The following is a 19,261-nucleotide window of genomic DNA, read 5'->3' on the forward strand; positions in this document are numbered from 1 at the left end:
AATTGCCACATGCCTAGACACCGGGATGCGGGAACAGGCCCGGTGGTGCACCGCACCGCCCGGATCGGGTTACGCATCACCCGCGCCCAGCGGCAACGCTGCTTCGGGTTGCTGCGCTCGGCCGGTGACGTGTGGGCGTGCGTGCTGGAGGTCAACGCGTGGCGGCGCCGCCGCCGGGACAAGCCGGCAGCCGGTTTCCAGGAGTTGTGCCGGTTGTTGGCGCAGTCGGGTCCGGGCACGTTCGGTGAGCTGGACAGCGTCGGCGCCCGGTCGGTACTACGCAACTACTCCGACGCCTGGTTCTCCGCCGCCGCCCGCCGCAAAGCCGGGCACTCGCAGGTGCGTTTCCCCCGGCGGCGTCGCGGGCTGATGCCGGTCCGCTGGTATCACGGCACCTTCACCGTGACTGGCCAGGTCATGCGGATACCGACCGCCCGGGGCTGCCCGCCACTGGCGGTCCGCCTCGACCGGCCGATCCCGTATCCGGCAGACACGGTCCGGTCGGTGACGTTGCTGTTCGCCGACGGCCGCCTGTGCGTCGACGTCACGGCAGAGTTGCCGGTCACCGTCTACCCGGCGGGGCAGGAACCCGACCCGCGGCGGGTGGCCGGCGTCGATCTCGGCATCATCCACCCGTTCGCCGTCGCTACCGCCGACGGCGAACACAGTCTGCTGGTGTCGGGGCGGGCGATCCGGGCCGAGCATCGCATGCATCTGGCCGACACGAAGACCCGCCGCCGAGCGACGGCCGCCCGCGCACCCAGCAAAGGCGAGCGCGGTTCGCGGCGGTGGCGCAAGACCCGGCGGCGGGCCCGCCTGATCGAGGGCCGACACCGGCGCCGCGTCCGGCAAGCCCTGCACGAAGCCGCGAAAACAGTGGTCGGCTGGGCCGTGCACCAGCGGGTCGGGACGTTCACGGTCGGTGATCCCCGCGGGGTCCTCGACCTGCCGGCCGGGCGGCGGCACAACCTGCGCCTGCGGCAGTGGCAGATCGGCCGCACCCTGCAGATCTTGCAGGACAAGGCCGCGCTGGCGGGGATCCGGGTGCATCTGGTCGACGAACGCGGCACCTCCTCGACCTGCCCCGCCTGCCACCGCAGGATCAGCAAACCCCGCGGCAGGAACATGACCTGCCCGCACTGCGCGTTCGCCGGGCATCGCGACCTTGCCGCGGCGTACACCATCGCCGGCCGAACCCCGGACGGCGCCACCACCACCCCACCCGCGACACCGGGTGGAATGGTCACGCACCGTCGAGCCGGACGACACCTCCCCGGTGTCGCCCGCGCACGGCGTGACCCCCGCCGCCGACCACCAAGGACGGCGACGGAAGGGTCCGTTGGCCGGCGGAGGCCCGCCCCACCACCTGCGGTGGGGAGTCGCTCGCCTAACGGCGAGGATCCACAGCTACACCGGACCACACCCGGTGAACGTTCGTGGACACCGCACTAGATGGACACGCGTCGTCCGTCGGCGGCCGATCGGATGATCGCGTGCAGGAGTCGGTGCCGTCTGACGGCGTGGGCGAAATCCGGGGCGGTCGCGGTGCCGTCGAGGAGATCGTTCCGAATGGCCGCATACATGTGCGCCAGGTTGTGCATCGGTGTTCCCGCCAGGTGGGGGTAGTCGTCGTGGCCATCGGGCAGGGTCAGCCGGGACAGCGGGGCGCGACCTCGTGCGCCGCGCACCGTAACGGGCCCGAGGTGTGGATACCCGCTCGCGGACGTGATTTCGAGAGTTCCCTCGGTACCGTCGATGAGCAGGGAGAACCCCGGTCCGGACATGGTTGCTCCACGGTGATGGACGGAGAGGATCGCGCCGTCCGGCAGCGTGCCGGAGACGGCGATCTGGTCCTCGGCGGTCATCGGGACCGTCTGTCCGGTGCGGCCGAGCGGAACGATCGGGCGCCGGGTCGCCGTCGAGGCGATCACGTCCTGCAGCTCACCGACGACCATCGACACCACGTCGATGGCGTTTCCGAAAGCAATGGTGAGCATCGTGGCGCCGAGCGTGCGATCCAGGGTGTATCGCATCCGCTCGGAGACCGGGTTGCCCCACTCGATCGATGACGCCAGCACCGTCGCGGACAGCACGTCCCCGACGTACCCGTCGGCGACGAGGCCGGCCGGCCAGCGGATGGCGGGCGAGGAACGCCCGTGCAGCCCGATGAAGGTACGCGTGTCGCGGGCGGCGCCTTCCATCTCCACGGCCTCGGCCAGGTCGACCGCGAAGGGCCATTCGCTGAGCACCGGCACTCCCGCCCGGAGCGCGGGCAACACCAGCTCGCGGTGCCGCGGCACCTTGACCGCGACGACCACGAGGTCGACGTTCTCGTCCGCCACGAGCTGTTCGACCGAGGCGTAGCCGGGCACCCCGAACGCGGCGCCGGCGACGGCGGCCGACGCGCGGGAACTCGTCGCCAGGGCGGTGAGCTCCATGCCGTCGACTGCCGACAACGCGGGCAGGTGGGCCCCGGCCGCCCATCCGCCCGAAGCGCTCAGCCCCACGATCCCCACCCGCTGGGCCGCGGGTTCCTCACCGGCGGCATCCGCACGCTGGACGACCTCGACGCCGACGACTGGCGCCGTACCAACCCGCGCTTCGCCGGCGGCAACCTCGACCGCAACATGCGCATCGTCGACGATGTCCGCGCCGTCGCCGCCGAGGCCGGGGCCACGCCCGCGCAGATCGCCCTGGCCTGGCTGCTCGCCCAGGGCGACGACGTCGCCCCCATCCCCGGCACCACGCGCATCGACCGGATCGAGGAGAACGCCGCCGCCGACCGCATCAGCCTCACCGACCGCCAGATCGCCCGACTGGACAACCTGACGCCGGCCACCGGCGACCGCTACGACGAAGCCAACATGGCCGCCCTCGACCACTGAGCGGATGAGAGCCGCCGGGGCCGCGGCGCGCCCGGCTGAAGAGCGCTGAGTCGGTGTGTGGAAGTCGGGGCGGTGCGGGTGCGGCGATAGGGTGACGTCAGCCGTCTAGTGGGGGAGGGGTGCGGGTGCCGAGGTCTGAGCGGGGGCCGGCCAATCCCGGTGGGCTGGTGGAGGAAGAGCTTGAGGGCTCGAAGAAGCACGCTATTGCTCAGCAGCTTCGGCGGGACATCGCGGCTGGGGTGATCAAGCCGGGGGAGAAGCTGTCCGAGGCTCGGCTGGCCGCTCGGTTCGGGGTCAGCCGGATGCCGGTTCGGGAGGCTCTCAAGGAGCTCGAATCGGCCGGGTTTCTCACCGTTGAGCATCGGCGGGGCACGTTTGTGAAGAGCCTTCGCCGGCACGAGATCCTTGATCTGTTCGAGGTTCGTGAGGCGGTGGAGGGGATGGCCGCCCGGCTCTGTGCGGGGCGCGGCAACAACGAGTTTCTCACCCAGCTCGATGAAATCATGGCCGAGATGAGCCTCGCGGTGGAGGCGGCCGACTCCGATGGCTACAGCGCGATCGATGCCCGGCTGCATGCTCTGATCGCGGCCGGGTCCGGCAACGGGCGGCTTCTGGAGCACTACAACCTGCTGGTGCAGCAGCTCAACCGGGGCTATCTGTCGTCGATCGTGACCCGGCGTGCGGGCCGGATGCGGCGGTCGTTCGAGGAGCACCGGGCCGTGGTTCAGGCGCTGCATGCGCATGACGCCGATGCCGCCGAGAGCGCGATGCGGGTGCACGTGCGCACCGGGCGGGCCGAGCTGCAGGACGAGGTCGCGAGCAAGTTCGACCTCTAAAGGCCGGCTGGTATGGCAGTTTCCGGCACGTCTCGTTTGTGAAAACTGGGTAACGGCCCCCAGGACTATTGACTTCTAGTATGGCAGATTCCCAGACTGGTGACCGCGCCTCAGGGAACAGCAGGTAAAACTGCCATACCAGAAGAGAGTCACCCCATGCGCCTTCGGATTGCCTTGATCTCCCTTGCGACAGCCATACCAGTAGCCCTCGCCGGTTGCGACGGGAATTCCGCCGGTGAGAAGACCGACGGCGTCACCAACATCGGCTTCCTCGCCCCGGCGCCGCGCAACGACGGCGGCTTCACGCAGTACGCCCTGGCCGGCGTTCAGGCCGCGGTCGACGCCGACCCCACGCTCAAGCTCACCTCGATCGTCGACAACGCCGCCGAGTCCCAGCAGCAGATCGACGGCCTCACCTCGCTCGCCGCCAAGAACAAGGTGGTGGTCGCGGACGGCGCCGTGCTCAACAAGGCCGTCGCGGTGGTCGCGCCGAAATACCCGGACACCCACTTCGTGCTGATCGCCTCCGACCTGGAGAGCCTCGCCAACAACGTCAGTTCGGTGACGGTCGCGGTCGGCCTCAACGCGATCGTGGCCGGCGCGGTCGCCTCCAACCAGTCGAAGAGCAAGAAGATCGGCATGATCGCCGGGCCCGAGGTGCCGTCCTCGACCGCCTGGTACTACGGCATGAAGCAGGGCGCCGCCGCCGAGAACGCCCAGACCCAGGTGTCGCAGGCGTACACCAACGACTACAACGACGTCGGCAAGGCCAAGCAGGCGGCCGAGGCGATGATCGCCAACGGGGTCGACCAGATCCTCTCCGACCTGGACTCCGGCTCGACCGGCATCTACCAGGCGGCCGACGGCAAGGCCGGCACCGGCGTCTACAACGTCTTCGCGCTGCACTGCGACGACAACCCGAACATCATCGGCTCGGGCATCGTGAACTGGTCCGATGTGCTCAAGACGGCGGTCACCGAGGCGGCCGCGGGCAAGCTGCCGGCCGGCGCGATCAGCTTCGGCCTCAAGTCGGGGGCGCTGTCCTACCAGTTCTGCCCGGGCAAGGGCACCGACGCCCAGAAGGCCCTCGCCGAGAAGATCACCTCGCAGATCTCGGACGGCAGCATCACCCCGGCCGAGGGTGTCCTGCTGCCCAAGCCGAGCTACGCGTACGAGCAGCGCTGACATGACCACCGATCCCGGCCCCGCACTCCAGTTGACCGGCATCACCAAGCGGTTCGGCGCCTTCGTCGCCAACGACCGGATCGACCTCGGCATCGCCTGGGGCGAGGTGCACGCGCTGCTCGGTGAGAACGGCGCGGGCAAGACCACGCTGATGCGGATCGTCACCGGCCTCTACCAGCCGGACGAGGGCACCATGCGCCTCGACGGCGAGCCGGTCACGTTCCGCCGGCCGGAGCAGGCCCTGCGGGCCGGGATCGGCATGGTCCACCAGCACTTCACCCTGGTGCCCACGCTGACCGAGCTGGAGAACCTCACGATGGCCCCGGCCTTCCTCCCGTGGGCGAACGGCCGGTCGGCCGCCCGGAGGAAGGCCGCCGAGGTCGAGCGGGCCACCGGCCTGCGGATCGAACCGGACCGCCTGGTCGCCGACGCGGCGGTCGGCGAGCGGCAGCGACTCGAGATCGTCAAGCTGCTGTCCCGCGGCGCCCGGCTGCTGATCTTCGACGAGCCGAGTGCCGCGCTCAGCCCGGGGGAGTGGGACGAGCTGGCCAAGCTCATGCGGCGACTGGCCGGCGAGGGCCACGCGGTCGTCCTGATCTCCCACAAGCTGTCCGAGGTCTTCGCGGTCGCCGACCGCTGGACCGTGCTGCGCGGCGGCGCGGTGGCCGGCACCGGCGACATCGCCGGCACCACACCGGCCGAGCTGGTCGCGCTGATGGTCGGCGAGTCCCTGGCGCCGCGCCGGGAGCGCACGCCGGCCACCCCGGGCGGTCCGGCGCTGGTCATCGAGGGCCTGACGGTCGCCCGGGACAGCGGCGCGACCGCCCTCGACGAGGTCGGCCTGGAGGTCCGGGCCGGCGAGATCGTCGGGATCGCCGGAGTGGCCGGCAGCGGCCAGAGCGAGCTCGTCGAGGCGGTGCTGGGCATTCGCCCGGTGGCCGGCGGCACGATCGAGATCGGCGGGCGACGGCTGGAACGCCGTACCCCGGAAGGGTTTTATGCCGCCGGCGGCGCACTGATCCCGGAGGACCGCCATCATGTCGCCGTCATCGGCGGCATGAGTCTCGGCGAGAACATCAACCTGCGCGCCCTGCGCCACGCGCCGCTGGCGCGGCGAGGCCGGATCGACATCGGTGCGGCCAGGGTGCGGGCGCGGCGGCTTATTGAGGAGTACGAGGTACGCGCGACCGGCGAGCACCAGCCGATGGCCCGTCTGTCCGGCGGTAACCAGCAGAAAGCCGTCCTGGCCCGGGAGTTGTCCACCGATCCGTCGCTGGTCATCGCCGTGCAGCCGGTGCGTGGCCTGGACGTGCGCGCCACCGAGTTCGTCTACCGGCGGCTGACCGAGCACCGCGACCGCGGCGGCGCCGTCCTGCTCATCTCGATGGACCTGGACGAGGTGCTGGCCCTGTCCGACCGGATCGCCGTCCTCGCGCACGGCCGGGTCCGCGGCGTCCTCGACGCGGCCGACGCCACCCGCGCCGGGATCGGCTCGCTGATGACCTCGTCCGAGGTGACGGCATGACCGCCTGCACCGAGCGGCACTTCCGTAAATTGCACGCCCAGACCGCAGGCGAGGGCCAGAAGGGCATGCCTAAGGAGGGCACAGCATGACCGCGGCGGCCGGGTTGATCCGGCGCGACCGCGGGATGCCGGCCTGGGTGGGCCGCGTGGTCACCCAGCTCGGGGTTGCCGCCGCCGCGCTCGTGGTCGCGGCGCTGCTGCTCCTGGTGATCGGGGTGTCGCCGGTCGACGCGGCGTCGGCGTTCTGGAGCGGCACGTTCGGCTCGCCGACCAACGCCGGCACCACGCTCACCCAGGCGGTTCCGCTGTTCCTGGTGGCGCTCGGCTGGATCGTCGCCGACAAGGCCGGGCGCATGCACGTCGGCTTCCCCGGCCAGGTCGTCACCGGCGGCTGCGCCGCGGCGGCGGTCGGCCTGCACAGCGGCGGCCTGCCCGGCGTCGTCGCGGTGGTGCTGTGCGCGCTGGCCGGGATCGCCGGTGGCGCGCTGTGGGCGGGCATCGTGGCGTGGTTGTGGGCGTCCCGCGGCGTACTCGAAATCGTCTCGTCGTTGTTGTTGAATCTGGTCGCCCTGCAAACGCTGGCGTGGCTGGTCCGCGGGCCGCTGCAGGGCTCGCTGGACCGGCAGCCGCAGTCGGCGAACTTCCCGGCGTCCGCCCTGTGGCCGGCGGTGGAGTCGGTGCCCGGCCGCACCCTGTCCTACGACGTCATCCTGCTGCCGCTGCTCGCGGCCGGGCTGATCTGGGTGTTCGCCCGCACCACGTTCGGCTTCGAGCTGCGCGCCTCCGGCGGCAACCTGGAGGCGGCCCGCTGGTCCGGCATCAACCCGGTCCGGCAGGGCGTCACCGCGATCGTGATCTCCGGTGGCCTGGCCGGGCTGGCCGGGGCGGCGCTGCTGTTCGCCGGCTCGGCGCCCTGGCTGAGCGAGGGCTTCGAGGCCGGGATCGGGTTCAACGGCATCGCGGTGGCGCTGCTGGCCCGTAACTCGCCGGTCGGCGCAATCCTCACCGCGATCGTGTTCTCCTCGCTCAACGTCGGTGGCACCTCGCTGCAGGCGCTGCTGGACGTGCCGTCGTCGCTGGCGTCGGTGCTGCAGGGCGCCGTGATCGTCCTGGTCCTGGTGGCCGCCGTGCTGGCGCACCGCCGCCGCCGGGCCGCGCCGATAAAGATGAAAGAGCTGGTGGCGTGATGGGTGTCCTCGACATCGCGTTTCTCGTTTCCGCGCTGACCATCGCCGCGCCGATCCTGCTGGCCGCGACCGGTGAGCTGATCGCCCAGCGGGCCGGGGTGATGAACGTCGGCCTGGAGGGCGTGCTGCTGGCCGGGGCGTTCGCCGGCTACCTGACGATGACCCGGATCGACAACCAAGCGCTTGGTTTCCTCGGCGGGATCGCCGGTGGGCTGCTGCTGGCCGCGCTGATGGGCGTCCTGGCGATCGAGGTGAAGGTCGACCAGATCGTCGCCGGCATCGCGATCGGCGTGCTCGGCACCGGCCTGACCTCGTTCCTCGATCAGCATTTCGTGCCCGAGCCGCGGACGTTCACCCCGCTGCCCCGGCTGTCCGTGCCGCTGCTGTCGGACGTGCCGGTGCTCGGTGAGGTGCTGTTCCACCAGGACCTGTTCATCTACGTCACGGTCGCGCTGGTGGTGCTGGCCGGGCTGGCCATGTACCGCACGACCTGGGGCATCAACCTGGCCGCGACCGGCGAGACCCCGATCGCCGCCGACGCGGCCGGGATCAGCGTGCGCGGCGTGCGCTGGGCCGCGGTCCTCATCGCCGGGGCGTTCGCCGGGGCGGCCGGGGCGTACATCTCGATCGGTGATGTCGGTGTCTTCCGTGAAGCCATGACCGGGGGCCGTGGTTATCTCGCGATCGCCGCGGTGCTGTTCGGCTCGTGGCGGCTGCGCGGGCTGCTGGCCGCGGTGACCATCTTCGCGGTGACCGACGCGGTCCAGCTGCGTCTGCAGTCCCTGCCCACCGTCCCGGGCGAGGTCTGGGGCGTGGCCGCGCTCCTGGTCGCCGTCGGTGTCGCCCGAAGCCGGCGCCCCCGGGCCCGGCTGATCGGCGCGGCCGTCCTTCTCGGCCTGGTCGCGCTCGCCGTTCTCCGTCCCCAGCTCACCCTGCCGGCGTCCCTCTGGCTGGCGATGCCCTACGTGCTGGCCCTGGTCGCGCTGGCCGCCGGTCGCGCGTCACGGCACCGTGCGCCGTCGGCCCTCACCGTCCCGTACATCCGAAGCGAGGCCTGAACAGTGATCACCGATGTGCACACCCATTTCTGGGTGCCGGACCACCAGGGCTCACCCTGGACCGACGACCTGACCCGGGTGGCCCGCAAGCACGCCGACGGGTCGATCGACGAGGTCACCCTGGAGGGCTACCGGCGGCAGGTGGCGCCGGCCGAGCAGTCCATCGTGTTCGGCCTGCAGGCCCAGGCGTCCGGGATCATGGTGCCGAACGACGCGGTCGCCGCGTTCGTCCGCGACGTCGGCGGCCGGACCGTCGGGTTCCTGTCGGTCGACCCGACCCGGCACGACGCGGTCGCCGAGATCGAACGGGCGCACCACGACCTCGGGCTGGTCGGCATCAAGCTCGGCCCGATCTACCAGGGCACCTCCCCGCTGCACCCGCTCTGCCTGCGGGTCTTCCGCACCGCCGAGCGGCTCGGGCTGCCGGTGATGATCCACCAGGGGGCGATCTTCACCAACGCCGGCCGGCTCAGCGACGCGAACCCGCTGCTGCTCGACGACGTGGCGACCGCGTTCCCCGACCTCAAGATCGTCATCGCGCACATGGGTCACCCGTGGATCTTCGAGGCGGTGACGGTGATGCGCCGGCACCCCAACGTCTACGCCGACACGTCGGCCATCCCGAACCGCCCGACCGTGCTGGCCAACGCCCTGTGCGCGGCCAAGGAGTACGGCGTGCTGCACAAGGTGCTCTTCGGCAGCGACTCGCCGATGGTCGGCACCACCAACGCCATCGAGACCCTGCGGCGGGTGGTGTCCCACACCCAGAAGTTCGGGATCACCCCGATCACCGACGAGGAGCTGCACGACCTGCTGCACCGCCCGTCGTTCGACCTGCTCGGGATCCCGGCCCCTTCATCGGAAAGGATCATCAGTGTCTGACCTGCCCTTCCTCGACGGCGCGCACGTGCGCGGCGGCGAGCTTCCGGTCGAGATCTCGATGGAGCCTCGGCTGGCCGGCGCGCCGTTCGCGTACGAGACGGTGGTCTCCGACGATGCCGACGGCTTCTTCGCGGTCTGGGCCTGCGACGCCGGCGTCTACCCGCGGGTCAAGGACCGGCGTGGCTCGTTCATGTACATCCTCGAGGGCGACGCCACGATCACCGACCAGGACGGTACGCAGCACCTGCTCACCGCGGACAGCGTGATCGTCCTGCCCTACGGGTGGGCCGGGCAGTGGGACATCCGCAAGACGATCCGCAAGGTCTACGTGCACACCACGCCGGTGCCGCCGTTCCGCGCGGGCGTGCAGCCGTCGGTGTTCGGCACCGAGCCGGGCCTGATCTTCGACGGACCGGACGGTCAGTGCCTGCTCCACAACGTTCCGGCCGGTCCGGAGGTCGTGCCGGACGACGGTCGTGCCCGCTTCCTGTACGTCATCTCCGGGGCCGGCTCGGTCGGTTCCCGGCAGCTTGCCGCGGGCGATGTGCTCGCCCTGCCCAGCGGCTGGTCCGGCGTCATCGAGGTCACCGCGCCGATGCGCCGCTTCGACGTCCTCACCTCTGGCTCTCTTGGAGAAGATCAATGACAACTGATGATCCGTACGCCTCCGTCACGCCCGCCCCGTCGTTCGAGGTGCGCAGCGCCGACTTCGAGCACGGCGCCGAGATGCCCCTCGAGTTCCGCGACCCGGACATCGGCGGCAAGCAGACCTCGCCGTCGCTGTCCTGGTCCGGCTTCCCGGCCGGGACGCGGAGCTTCGCCATCACCTGCTACGACCCGGACGCCCCGACCGGGATCGGCTTCATGCACTGGGCGGTCGCCAACATCCCGGCCGGGGTCACCGCGCTGTCGGCCGGCGCCCCCGAACTGCCCGGGACCGTGCTGACCCTGCCGAACGACGTGCGGCTCGCCCAGTACGTCGGGCCCAACCCGCCGCCCGGCTCGGGACGGCACCGCTACGTGTTCGTCGTTCACGCGGTCGACGTACCCGCACTCGAGATCGACCCCACGCTGACCCCGACCGTGCTCGGGTTCAACCTGCACTTTCACACACTGGCACGCGGTCACGTGACCGCCTGGGTAGACGCGGTGGAGGCCTGAATGGAAGCGAGACGGCACGCCGAGGTGGCCGGGGGCGGGTTCGCCGGCCTGACCGCCGGGATCGCGCTGGCGAAGGCCGGCTGGAGCGTCCGGCTGCACGAGCAGAACGACGAGCTGCGCGACTTCGGCGCCGGCATCCTGCTGTGGCGCAACGCGATGCTCGCGCTCGAGGTGATCGGGGTCGCGCCGGCGATCCGGGCGCACGGGGTCGTCCCGGACGTCTACGCGACGAGCCTCAACGGCGAGATGTTCCCGCCCGAGCTGGGCGGCTACCCGTACTGGGCGATCACCCGGCCCAAGCTGCACGAGCTGCTGTCGCAGGCGGCTCGCGACGCCGGCGTCGAGGTGGTCACCGGGTCGGAGGCGGTCGGGGCCGACCCGGCGGGCGCGCTGCTGCTGGCCGACGGCACCCGGCTGGCGGCCGACCTGGTCGTGGGGGCGGACGGGGCCGGTTCGGCGGTCCGCAATTCGCTGCCGGCGCTGGCGCAGGAGCGCAAGAAATACCAGGACGGCGTGTGCCGGGTGCTCGTTCCGCGGCCGGCCGAGTTCGCCGGGCCGGAGTGGAACCGGGTGATCGACTTCTGGACCCTGGAACCGGACGCGATGCGGATCCTGTTCATCACCACCGGGCCGGACACGGTCTACATGGGGATGATGGCGTCGACCGCCAACGAGCGGGCCTCCCGGATCCCGATCGACCCGGAGATCTGGGGCGAGCGGTTCCCGCACCTCAAGGCGGTGGTCGACCTGGCCGCCGAGGCGACCGGCGGGCGGCACGACGCCTACCAGACCAACCGGGTCACGCCGTGGTCGAGCGGGCGGGCGGTGGTGGTCGGCGACGCCGCGCACGCCATGTGCCCGGCGCTCGGGCAGGGCGCCAGCGTCGGCATCGTCAACGCCGTCGAGCTCGCGCACACCCTCGGCCAGTTCGACGACATCGACGAAGCGCTCGCCGCGTGGGAGGCGAAGGAGCGGGCGATGACCGACGCCGCCCAGGCCCGCAGCGCGTACATGGCCGAGACCCGCACGCTGGCCCGCGGCAACGGGTTCACGTCCGAGGTGATGGAGACGGCCAACTTCGTGCTCGACGCCGCGACCCCGGCGCAGATCGCGCTCTATCCCGTGCCGGAGGCGAACCGGTGAACAACACGGTCGTCATCGGCGACGTCTCGATCACCCGGGTGCAGGAGTTCGCCGGAGCTTCCCTTTCCCGGCCTGGTTTCCTCTTCCCGGACAGCGACCCTGCGTTCTGGGCGACTCTCGACGATCCGGACTTCTACGACAGCGCCAGCGGCACCCTGCGGACGGTGCTGCACACCTGGCTGATCCGGAGCGGCGGGAGGACCATCCTGCTCGACACCGGGGCGGGCAACGGCAAGGAGCGGCCGTACGCGCCGGTCTACGGCCACTTCGACAACGCTTACCTGGCCAACCTCGCCGCGGCCGGGGTTGCCCCGGGCGACGTGGATCTCGTGATCAACACGCATCTTCATGTCGACCACGTCGGCTGGAACACCCGCCTCGACGGCCGCTCGTGGGTGCCGACCTTCCCCAACGCCACCTACCTGATGCCGGCCCCGGACTTCGACTACTGGAACCCGCTGAAGCATCCCCGCCCGCCGGGTGACGGCAACCAGAACGTGTACGAGGACAGCGTCGCCCCCGTCCACGCGGCCGGTCTCGTCCAGCTGTGGAGCGGCGAGCACCGGATCGACGCCGATCTCGTGCTCGAAGCCCACCCCGGGCACACCCCCGGCTCGTCGGTGCTGCGACTCGAATCGGGTGCCGCCGGCGCCCTGTTCGTCGGCGACATCCTGCACAACCCGGTGCAGATCGCTGCCCCCGACGTGAACTCGTGCTGGTGCGAGGACCCGGCGATGGCCCGGGCCGCCCGGCGCCGCCTGCTGGCCGAGGCCGCCGACCGCCGGCTCGTCGTCTTCCCCGGCCACTTCGGCGGCCACTCGGCGTGCACCGTCGCTTCCTCCGGCGGCGTCTTCGTCGTCGACTCCTGGGCTTCCCTCGCCCGCATCTGAAAGGACCCCCCATGAACGACGAACTCTTCGAAGCCGGCCTGAAGGTGCGGCGTGAGGTGCTCGGCGACGCCTACGTGGACGCCTCCCTGGCCGCGGTCACCGACTTCTCCCGGGACCTGCAGCAGTACGTCACCCAGTACTGCTGGGGTGACATCTGGAACCGGCCCGGCCTGAGCCTGCGCGAGCGCAGCCTGCTCAACCTCGCGATGCTGACCGCCCTCAACCGCGGTCACGAGTTCAAGGCGCACGTGCGCGGCGCCCTGAACAACGGCGTGACCAAGGACGAGATCAAGGAGGTCCTCATGCAGACCGCGTTCTACTGCGGCGGGCCGGCCGCGCTGGAGTCGTTCCGGCTGGCCGCCGAGGTGTTCGACGCATGAGGATCGGCTTCGTGGGCCTCGGCAAGATGGGCCGCCCGATGGCCCAGCGGCTGGTCGAGGCCGGCTACGACCTCGTCGTCGCGGACTCGGCGCCGGGCGCTACGGAAGGATTCACCGCCGCCGACGGCTTCGAGGATGTCGACCTGCTCATCCTCATGCTGCCCAACTCGGCCGTCGTCGAAAAAGTGCTCGACGACCTGGTACCGGCGCTGCGGGCGGGCACGCTCGTGGCCGACATGAGCTCGTCCGAACCGCTGCGTACCCGCGCCCTGGCCGTCCGGCTGGCCGAGCGCGGGCTGCGCTTCGTCGACGCGCCGGTCTCCGGTGGGGTGCGCGGCGCGGTCGCTGGCACCCTGGCCGTGATGACCGGCGGCGCCGAGGCCGACCTGGCCGCGATCCGGCCGGTCCTCGACGTGCTCGGGCGGACCGTGCTGCACGTCGGGCCGGTCGGTTCCGGGCACGCGGCCAAGGCGCTGAACAACCTGGTCTCGGCGGCCACCCTCGCGGTGACCGTGGAGGCGCTGCGGGTCGGCGCCGCGTTCGGGATCGCGCCGGAGACGATGAACGCGGTGCTCAACAGCTCGTCCGGCCGCTCCAACACGAGCGAGAACAAGGTGGCCCAGTTCATGCTCGACGGCAGCTTCGCCTCCGGCTTCGCACTGCAGTTGATGGCCAAGGACGTACGCATAGCAATTGATCTTGCTCGTGCCCTTGAACAGCGGACCGAGCTCGGTGACCGGGCCGAGGAGCAGTGGACGCGCATCGCCGCCGAGGTCACCCCGCAGACCGACCACACCCGGATGTACGAGCTGCTCGGCGGGCCGCGATGACCGCCGAGGTCGATCGCGCCGTGCGGGCCGCCGCCGCGGCCGCGCCCGGCTGGCGGCACGTCGCGTCGTTCGACCGGGGGCGGGTGCTGATGGCCGTCGCGCGCCGGCTCGTCGCCGAGATCGACGAGCTCGCCCGGATCGAATGCGCCGAGACCGGCAAGCCACCGGCCCTGGCCGAGGCCGAGATCCGCGGCGCCGCCGAATACTTCGAGTTCTACGCCTCACTCGTGCACCTGCCGGCCGGCGACGTCCTCGACGTCCGTCCCGACCTGCACGTCTACACGGTGCGCGAGCCGTTCGGCGTGGTCGGCGTGATCACCCCCTGGAACCTGCCGCTCAACCAGGCGGCTCGCGCCGTCGCCCCCGCCCTTGCCGCCGGCAACGTCGTCGTGGTCAAACCGGCCGAGAGCACGTCCGGCACCACGGTCGCGCTGGCCCGGCTGGCGGCCGAGGAAGGCCTGCCCGCGGGCGTGCTCACCGTGGTCGCCGGCCCCGGCGCGACCGTGGGCACGGCGATCGTCGAGCATCCGCTGGTCCGCAAGGTCGCGTTCACCGGCTCGGTGCCGGTCGGGCAGGCCATCGGCCGGATCGCCGCCGAGCGCATCCTCCCGCTGACCCTGGAGCTCGGCGGCAAGTCCGCCAACATCGTCTTCGCCGACGCCGACCTGGCGTTCGCGGCGACCGAGGCGGTCCGCGCGTTCACCACCAACGCCGGCCAGGTCTGCTCGTCCGGCACCCGGCTGCTGGTCGAGCGCTCCATCCACGACGAGTTCGTCGCCGCGGTCGCCGCCGCCGCGGCCCGGGCCGAGGTCGGCCCGATGATCACCGACAAGCAGTTCGCCACCGTGCGGCACTACTTCGAGGTGGCCGCGGCCGAGGGCGCGAAGGCGGTGGTCGGCGGCCACGTCGCCGGCGGCCGGCACGTGGAACCGACGGTCTACACCGGCGTCACCAACGACATGGCGATCGCCCGCGAGGAGATCTTCGGCCCGGTCCTGGTGGTGATCCCGTTCGACACCGAGGCCGAGGCGGTAGAAATCGCCAACGACAGCGACTACGGCCTGGTCGGCGGCGTCTTCACGGCCGACATCGGCCGGGCGTTCCGGGTGGCCCACGCGATCGAGGCCGGCCAGGTGTACGTGAACTCATGGTCCACCCAGTCGGTCCAGATGCCGTTCGGCGGCCACAAGGCGAGCGGGTACGGCCGGGAGAAGGGCATCGAGGCCCTCAACCACTACTCCCACGTCAAGAGCATCAGCGTGCGGATCGCCTGACTGTTCGTTACCCTTGCCTTGACGCCGACGGCAAGCCTTAGCCTGCAGGCGATGAAGTTTGCCATCAGTTACAGCACCGCCTCGCTCGGCCTCGACCCGGACCGCATGGTCGTCTATGCGCAGCATGCGGAAGCGTGTGGGTTCGAGGCGCTGTACATGCCCGAGCACATCGCGCTCTACCGGGGAGCGATGCTCGGCTCGATGGAGTTGCCGACCGACCTGGCGGTGGTCGATCCGCTCGACGCGCTGGGGTTCGTGGCCGCCGCGACCAGCCGCATCCTGCTCGGCACCGGGGTGCTGCTGGTGCCGTACCAGCATCCGGTCGTGCTGGCGAAGCGGCTGGCGACGGTCGACGTGCTGTCCCGGGGGCGGATGCGGCTGCTGACCGTGGGGCTCGGCAGTCTGCCCGGCGAGGCGACGGCGGTGGGGGTCGACTTCCGCACCCGGGGCCGGCGCGCCGACGAGGCGATCGACGTGCTGCGCCTGCTGTGGTCCGGCGGCGCCGAGGGCGTCAGTTTCCACGGCGAGTTCTTCGACGTCGACGACCTGTGCATCTTCCCGAAGCCGCACGACGCGACCACCCTGCCGATCCACGTGGGCGGCTCGAGCCGGGCCGCCGCCCGCCGCGCGGGCCGGAGGGGCGACGGCTACTTCCCGGGCGGAATGCTGACCCCGGAGGAGCGAGTCGCGCAGCTGGAGTTGGCCCGCTCCGAGGCGGCAGCGGCCGGCCGCGACCCGGCCGCCCTGGAATACACGAGGTGGTCGTCGATCGCGATGACGCGGGAGCGAGCGGAGACCTTGGCTGCCGAGGGCGTGACCCGAGTGGTGGTCAACGTGACCTCAACCGACCCCACCGAACAGCAGGACGAGATGTCCGCCCTGGCCCAGCGCTTCGGACTTACAGAAGTATAGTTCTGAGAACTATACTTCTGTGACCTGTCCGGCTCGGGAAGGCTACGTTAATGGACAAACCATCCCGCATCTTCGGCCGAGTCCGTGAGTGGGAGGGCCTCGCCGCCTTCGCGACGAGATCTACCGAAGCAACGGCGGGCGCCGCGTCGCTGGGTGTGGTGAGTGGCCGTCGCCGTCAGGGCAAGAGCTTCCTGCTGCAGTCGATGGCCGAGGCCGCCGGAGGGATGTACTTCGCGGCTACCGAGGCCACCGAAACGGAGTCATTGCGGCTCTTCACCGAGGCACTCGCGCGGCATACCCGCGAGTTCATCGAGGCGCCGTTCCCCGACTGGAACGACGCGATAGCGCGCATGTTCCACAGTTTCCGCGACCGCCCGGGCATGGTCGTGATCGACGAGTTCCCCTTCCTGTCCAAGGCGTCGCCGGCACTGCCGTCGATCATTCAACGCGAACTCGGCCCCGGCGGCAGCGGCCGGCCGAGCTCGGCGCGCCTGGTGCTGTGCGGATCGGCGATGTCGGTCATGGGTGGCCTCCTGGCCGGGCAGGCACCCTTGCGCGGCCGGGCAAGCCTGGAACTCGTCGTCCAGCCCTTCCGGCATCGGGAATCGGCCGAGTTCTGGGGCATCACCGACCCCCGGCTCGCCGTCCTGGTCAATGCGGTCGTCGGCGGTACTCCGGCCTACCGTTACGAGTTCACCGGGGGAGATGCGCCGGCCACGATCGACGACTTCGACGCCTGGGTGATGCGGACCGCGTTGAACCCGCAGACGCCGCTGTTCCGGGAGGCGCGCTACCTGCTGGCCGAAGAAGCAGCCATCCGCGACCCCGCCCTCTATCACTCGGTGCTGGCGGCGATCGCCGGTGGCAACAAGACCAACGGCGGGATCGCGAGCTTCATCGGGCGAAAGTCCGACCAGATCACGCATCCGCTCAACGTCCTGGAGGACTGCGCACTGATCGCCCGCGAACCGGACCTGTTACGTCCGGGCCGGGCGCAGTACCGGATCGTCGAACCGCTGATCACGTTCTACGAGGCGATCATGCGCAAACGCTGGGCCGAGTTGGAGATCCACCGCGCCGAGCAGGTCTGGACTTCGGCGCGGCAGACTTTCCTCACCCAGGTGGTCGGTCCACATTTCGAGGCGTTGTGCCGGGCATTCGCCCTGGAGTCCGGCGAGGCCCTTTTCCCCGAGCAGCCCTCAGAGGTCGGGTCCGGCACGGTCAACGACCCGGCGAGCCGCACCCAGATCGAGATCGACGTCGTCGCACTGTCCGCGCAGGAGTCGAACAACCCCCGACGCATCCTGTCTCTGGGCGAGGTCAAGTGGGGTGAGGTGATCGGCCATCATCATCTCCAGCGCTTGGCAACAGCGCGCGATCTGCTGCGCCCGAAGGGCTACGACACCGAAGCCACAGTGCTTGCGCTCTACGGCGGCGCCGGTTTCACCGCCGAGCTGACGGCCGCCGCCGCGACCGACGACCGAATCCTCCTCGTCGACCTCAACCGCTTGTACTCCTGAAGCCTCCGACCCAGCGACTAGCGGCGGTGGTCTTGGGCCGCCGGGTGGCGTTCGGTGAGGCCGGGAAGCTCTACACGGTCGACGCGAACGGCAACGATCGGCGGTGGATCGGCGATGGCCCGTCGGGTGTGGAGATCCCGCGGTGGGCGCCCAACGGCACCGAGATCGGCCTCAACAGCGGCTCCGTCCATGTGGTCGAGCTCGCCGGGCCGGTGCTGCGGCAGATACTCGGACTCGTGTCGGCCTCGATCTTCGACTGGTCGCCTGACGGTCGCCTGATCGCCGGCGTGAAGACCTGGATGATCGGCGGCGAGCCGTGGGATCCGATCTACGCGGCCGACATCTGGATCGCGCCGTCCGACGGGCGAGAGGTCTCCTACCGGCTGACCGATCGCGAAGGGGCCTGGCTTCCGTCGGCGCTGGCGTGGAGCCCGGACGGCCGGACCCTGGCCGTGGCGGACGCCGGCGACCTGTGGGCGGTGAACGTCCGGACCGGTGCCGTGACCAACCTGACGAACACGCCCGCCATCGCCGAGTCGAGCCCGATCTGGTCGCCGGACGGGCGGCTGCTCGCCTTCGCTCGCCGATCGGGCGACGGCACGCCGCCGCAGGTCTGGCTACGACCCGCGCTGAGCCGGGGCGCGACCGGGTGGCCGCTGAACGTGACCGGCGTGCCGAGCAGCTGGCACTGAGCGGGGGATCAGGTCGCGGTCGTGCAGGTGGCCGCGGCCTTGGCGCTGAAGGATTCGACCAGGCGGGTGGCGGCGGGGACGTGCTTTGCGTACGCCTCGGGGAAGGCGGAGATCTGCACCGCCTGGGCGGCCTCGGTGGGGCGCATGTCCTGCCAGTTGTGGATGCGCAGCAGCTTGTCGTAGAACTTCTGGGTCTGGTAGGCCGGGTCGGTCAGCTGCTTCAGGGTTCCCCAGCCCTTGCTGGGGCGCTGCTGGAACAGGCCGATGGAGTCGCGGTCGCCGCCCTTCAGGTTGCGCAGGCGGGATTCCTGCATGGCGGTGGCTACCGCGATCACCTGGCCCTCCTTCGGCACGCGCCGCTGATTGCCGATGGTGACGATGGTGCGCGCGTTGGCGACCTGCTCGTCGCTCCAGTCGTTGCGGGGCGGTGCGGAGCCGGCCGCGGCGGGCGTTGCGGTGCAGGCGGCGTCGGCCTTCAGCAGGGGACTGATGAGGAAGCCGACCAGCGCGGCAGCGAGGATCACGAAGAGGGCGCGCACGACGAACGTACCTTCCGGGGTTTGGGGTCCGGCGAAGGGTACAGGTCCACATCGACAGGTCGGCAACCCCGGAGAAGAGCAACGGCCGGGTAGCGTACGAAACGTGATCTCAGTCTGTCCTGAATGCGGCGCCACGGGTGTTCCGCTGCTTTTCGGTCTGCCCGTTCCGGAGGCGGTCGCGGCGGCCGAGGGCGGGGAGCTCGCGCTCGGCGGCTGCATCATGCCGGAGCCGGCGCCGAACTGGGAGTGCCCGCAGCACCACCGATGGCGCGAACTCGACGAGAGCGCCTGGGATCAGCGCCTGCTGGCCGTGCTGGCCGCCCACGGTTACGAGCGGGATGAGTGACCGTGGGCGGCGCCGGT

The 19,261-nt window shown here is 70.9% G+C and carries 21 protein-coding genes; 19 read left to right on the forward strand and 2 right to left on the reverse strand.

Annotated features, from left to right (window positions below; translation table 11 throughout):
* The first annotated feature begins 9 nt into the window (after nucleotides 1-9).
* Nucleotides 10-1,452, forward strand: coding sequence for an RNA-guided endonuclease InsQ/TnpB family protein (locus tag Adu01nite_RS13045; protein WP_203726881.1), 1,443 nt, complete (start codon nucleotides 10-12; stop codon nucleotides 1,450-1,452).
* Here the strand turns inward: Adu01nite_RS13045 and Adu01nite_RS13050 are convergent.
* Complete coding sequence (locus Adu01nite_RS13050) at nucleotides 1,449-2,516, reverse strand: Gfo/Idh/MocA family protein (protein WP_307836632.1); 1,068 nt, start codon at nucleotides 2,514-2,516, stop codon at nucleotides 1,449-1,451. The two genes, Adu01nite_RS13045 and Adu01nite_RS13050, sit on opposite strands and share 4 nt — an antisense overlap.
* Here Adu01nite_RS13050 and Adu01nite_RS47745 point away from each other — a divergent pair.
* From Adu01nite_RS47745 to Adu01nite_RS13135, 17 genes are all read left to right on the forward strand, one after another.
* On the forward strand, nucleotides 2,466-2,885 hold the full coding sequence (locus tag Adu01nite_RS47745; RefSeq protein WP_239132354.1) for an aldo/keto reductase: 420 nt from the start codon (nucleotides 2,466-2,468) through the stop codon (nucleotides 2,883-2,885). The two genes, Adu01nite_RS13050 and Adu01nite_RS47745, sit on opposite strands and share 51 nt — an antisense overlap.
* Nucleotides 2,886-3,052: 167 nt before the next feature.
* A complete protein-coding gene (locus Adu01nite_RS13060; protein ID WP_203726884.1) occupies nucleotides 3,053-3,721 on the forward strand; it encodes a GntR family transcriptional regulator in 669 nt (222 codons plus the stop codon).
* Nucleotides 3,722-3,877: 156 nt separating this feature from the next.
* A complete protein-coding gene (locus Adu01nite_RS13065; RefSeq protein ID WP_203726885.1) occupies nucleotides 3,878-4,906 on the forward strand; it encodes a BMP family lipoprotein in 1,029 nt (342 codons plus the stop codon).
* 1 nt (nucleotide 4,907) lies between these two features.
* Entirely contained in the window at nucleotides 4,908-6,431 is a 1,524-nt protein-coding gene (locus Adu01nite_RS13070; protein ID WP_203726886.1) for an ABC transporter ATP-binding protein, read from the forward strand.
* Between the two features lie 85 nt (nucleotides 6,432-6,516).
* Nucleotides 6,517-7,617: an ABC transporter permease gene (locus tag Adu01nite_RS13075; RefSeq protein ID WP_203726887.1), complete on the forward strand. Its 1,101-nt coding sequence runs from the start codon at nucleotides 6,517-6,519 to the stop codon at nucleotides 7,615-7,617.
* Nucleotides 7,617-8,675 (forward strand): ABC transporter permease, encoded by a 1,059-nt coding sequence (locus Adu01nite_RS13080; RefSeq protein WP_203726888.1) that lies wholly within the window; start codon nucleotides 7,617-7,619, stop codon nucleotides 8,673-8,675. The genes Adu01nite_RS13075 and Adu01nite_RS13080 overlap by 1 nt, the downstream gene beginning before the upstream one ends.
* Nucleotides 8,676-8,678: 3 nt before the next feature.
* Entirely contained in the window at nucleotides 8,679-9,557 is an 879-nt protein-coding gene (locus tag Adu01nite_RS13085; RefSeq protein ID WP_203726889.1) for an amidohydrolase family protein, read from the forward strand.
* Complete coding sequence (locus tag Adu01nite_RS13090) at nucleotides 9,550-10,203, forward strand: cupin domain-containing protein (protein ID WP_203726890.1); 654 nt, start codon at nucleotides 9,550-9,552, stop codon at nucleotides 10,201-10,203. The genes Adu01nite_RS13085 and Adu01nite_RS13090 overlap by 8 nt, the downstream gene beginning before the upstream one ends.
* Nucleotides 10,200-10,718: a YbhB/YbcL family Raf kinase inhibitor-like protein gene (locus Adu01nite_RS13095; RefSeq protein WP_203726891.1), complete on the forward strand. Its 519-nt coding sequence runs from the start codon at nucleotides 10,200-10,202 to the stop codon at nucleotides 10,716-10,718. Before Adu01nite_RS13090 ends, Adu01nite_RS13095 begins: the two co-directional genes overlap by 4 nt.
* On the forward strand, nucleotides 10,719-11,861 hold the full coding sequence (locus tag Adu01nite_RS13100) for an FAD-dependent monooxygenase (RefSeq protein ID WP_203726892.1): 1,143 nt from the start codon (nucleotides 10,719-10,721) through the stop codon (nucleotides 11,859-11,861).
* A complete protein-coding gene (locus Adu01nite_RS13105) occupies nucleotides 11,858-12,751 on the forward strand; it encodes an MBL fold metallo-hydrolase (RefSeq protein WP_203726893.1) in 894 nt (297 codons plus the stop codon). The genes Adu01nite_RS13100 and Adu01nite_RS13105 overlap by 4 nt, the downstream gene beginning before the upstream one ends.
* Nucleotides 12,752-12,762: 11 nt before the next feature.
* Nucleotides 12,763-13,131 carry a carboxymuconolactone decarboxylase family protein gene (locus Adu01nite_RS13110; protein ID WP_203726894.1) on the forward strand — a complete coding sequence of 123 codons (369 nt, stop codon included), beginning with the start codon at nucleotides 12,763-12,765 and terminating at the stop codon, nucleotides 13,129-13,131.
* A complete protein-coding gene (locus Adu01nite_RS13115) occupies nucleotides 13,128-13,961 on the forward strand; it encodes an NAD(P)-dependent oxidoreductase (protein WP_203726895.1) in 834 nt (277 codons plus the stop codon). The genes Adu01nite_RS13110 and Adu01nite_RS13115 overlap by 4 nt, the downstream gene beginning before the upstream one ends.
* Nucleotides 13,958-15,235: an aldehyde dehydrogenase family protein gene (locus Adu01nite_RS13120; RefSeq protein WP_203726896.1), complete on the forward strand. Its 1,278-nt coding sequence runs from the start codon at nucleotides 13,958-13,960 to the stop codon at nucleotides 15,233-15,235. Before Adu01nite_RS13115 ends, Adu01nite_RS13120 begins: the two co-directional genes overlap by 4 nt.
* 51 nt (nucleotides 15,236-15,286) lie before the next feature.
* Complete coding sequence (locus tag Adu01nite_RS13125) at nucleotides 15,287-16,147, forward strand: TIGR03619 family F420-dependent LLM class oxidoreductase (RefSeq protein ID WP_203726897.1); 861 nt, start codon at nucleotides 15,287-15,289, stop codon at nucleotides 16,145-16,147.
* Nucleotides 16,148-16,197: 50 nt separating this feature from the next.
* Nucleotides 16,198-17,667, forward strand: a complete 1,470-nt coding sequence (locus Adu01nite_RS13130; RefSeq protein ID WP_203726898.1) for an ATP-binding protein — start codon at nucleotides 16,198-16,200, stop codon at nucleotides 17,665-17,667.
* Nucleotides 17,668-17,693: 26 nt separating this feature from the next.
* On the forward strand, nucleotides 17,694-18,359 hold the full coding sequence (locus Adu01nite_RS13135) for a TolB-like translocation protein (protein ID WP_203726899.1): 666 nt from the start codon (nucleotides 17,694-17,696) through the stop codon (nucleotides 18,357-18,359).
* 8 nt (nucleotides 18,360-18,367) lie between these two features.
* On the opposite strand, the gene Adu01nite_RS13140 is transcribed toward Adu01nite_RS13135, so the two are convergent.
* A complete protein-coding gene (locus Adu01nite_RS13140; RefSeq protein ID WP_203726900.1) occupies nucleotides 18,368-18,898 on the reverse strand; it encodes a peptidase M23 in 531 nt (176 codons plus the stop codon).
* Nucleotides 18,899-19,001: 103 nt separating this feature from the next.
* Here Adu01nite_RS13140 and Adu01nite_RS13145 point away from each other — a divergent pair, with 103 nt between their 5' ends.
* Nucleotides 19,002-19,244 (forward strand): hypothetical protein, encoded by a 243-nt coding sequence (locus Adu01nite_RS13145; protein WP_203726901.1) that lies wholly within the window; start codon nucleotides 19,002-19,004, stop codon nucleotides 19,242-19,244.
* Nucleotides 19,245-19,261: the final 17 nt, after the last annotated feature.

The sequence above is a fragment of the Paractinoplanes durhamensis genome, from assembly GCF_016862175.1.
Lineage (GTDB): Bacteria > Actinomycetota > Actinomycetes > Mycobacteriales > Micromonosporaceae > Actinoplanes > Actinoplanes durhamensis.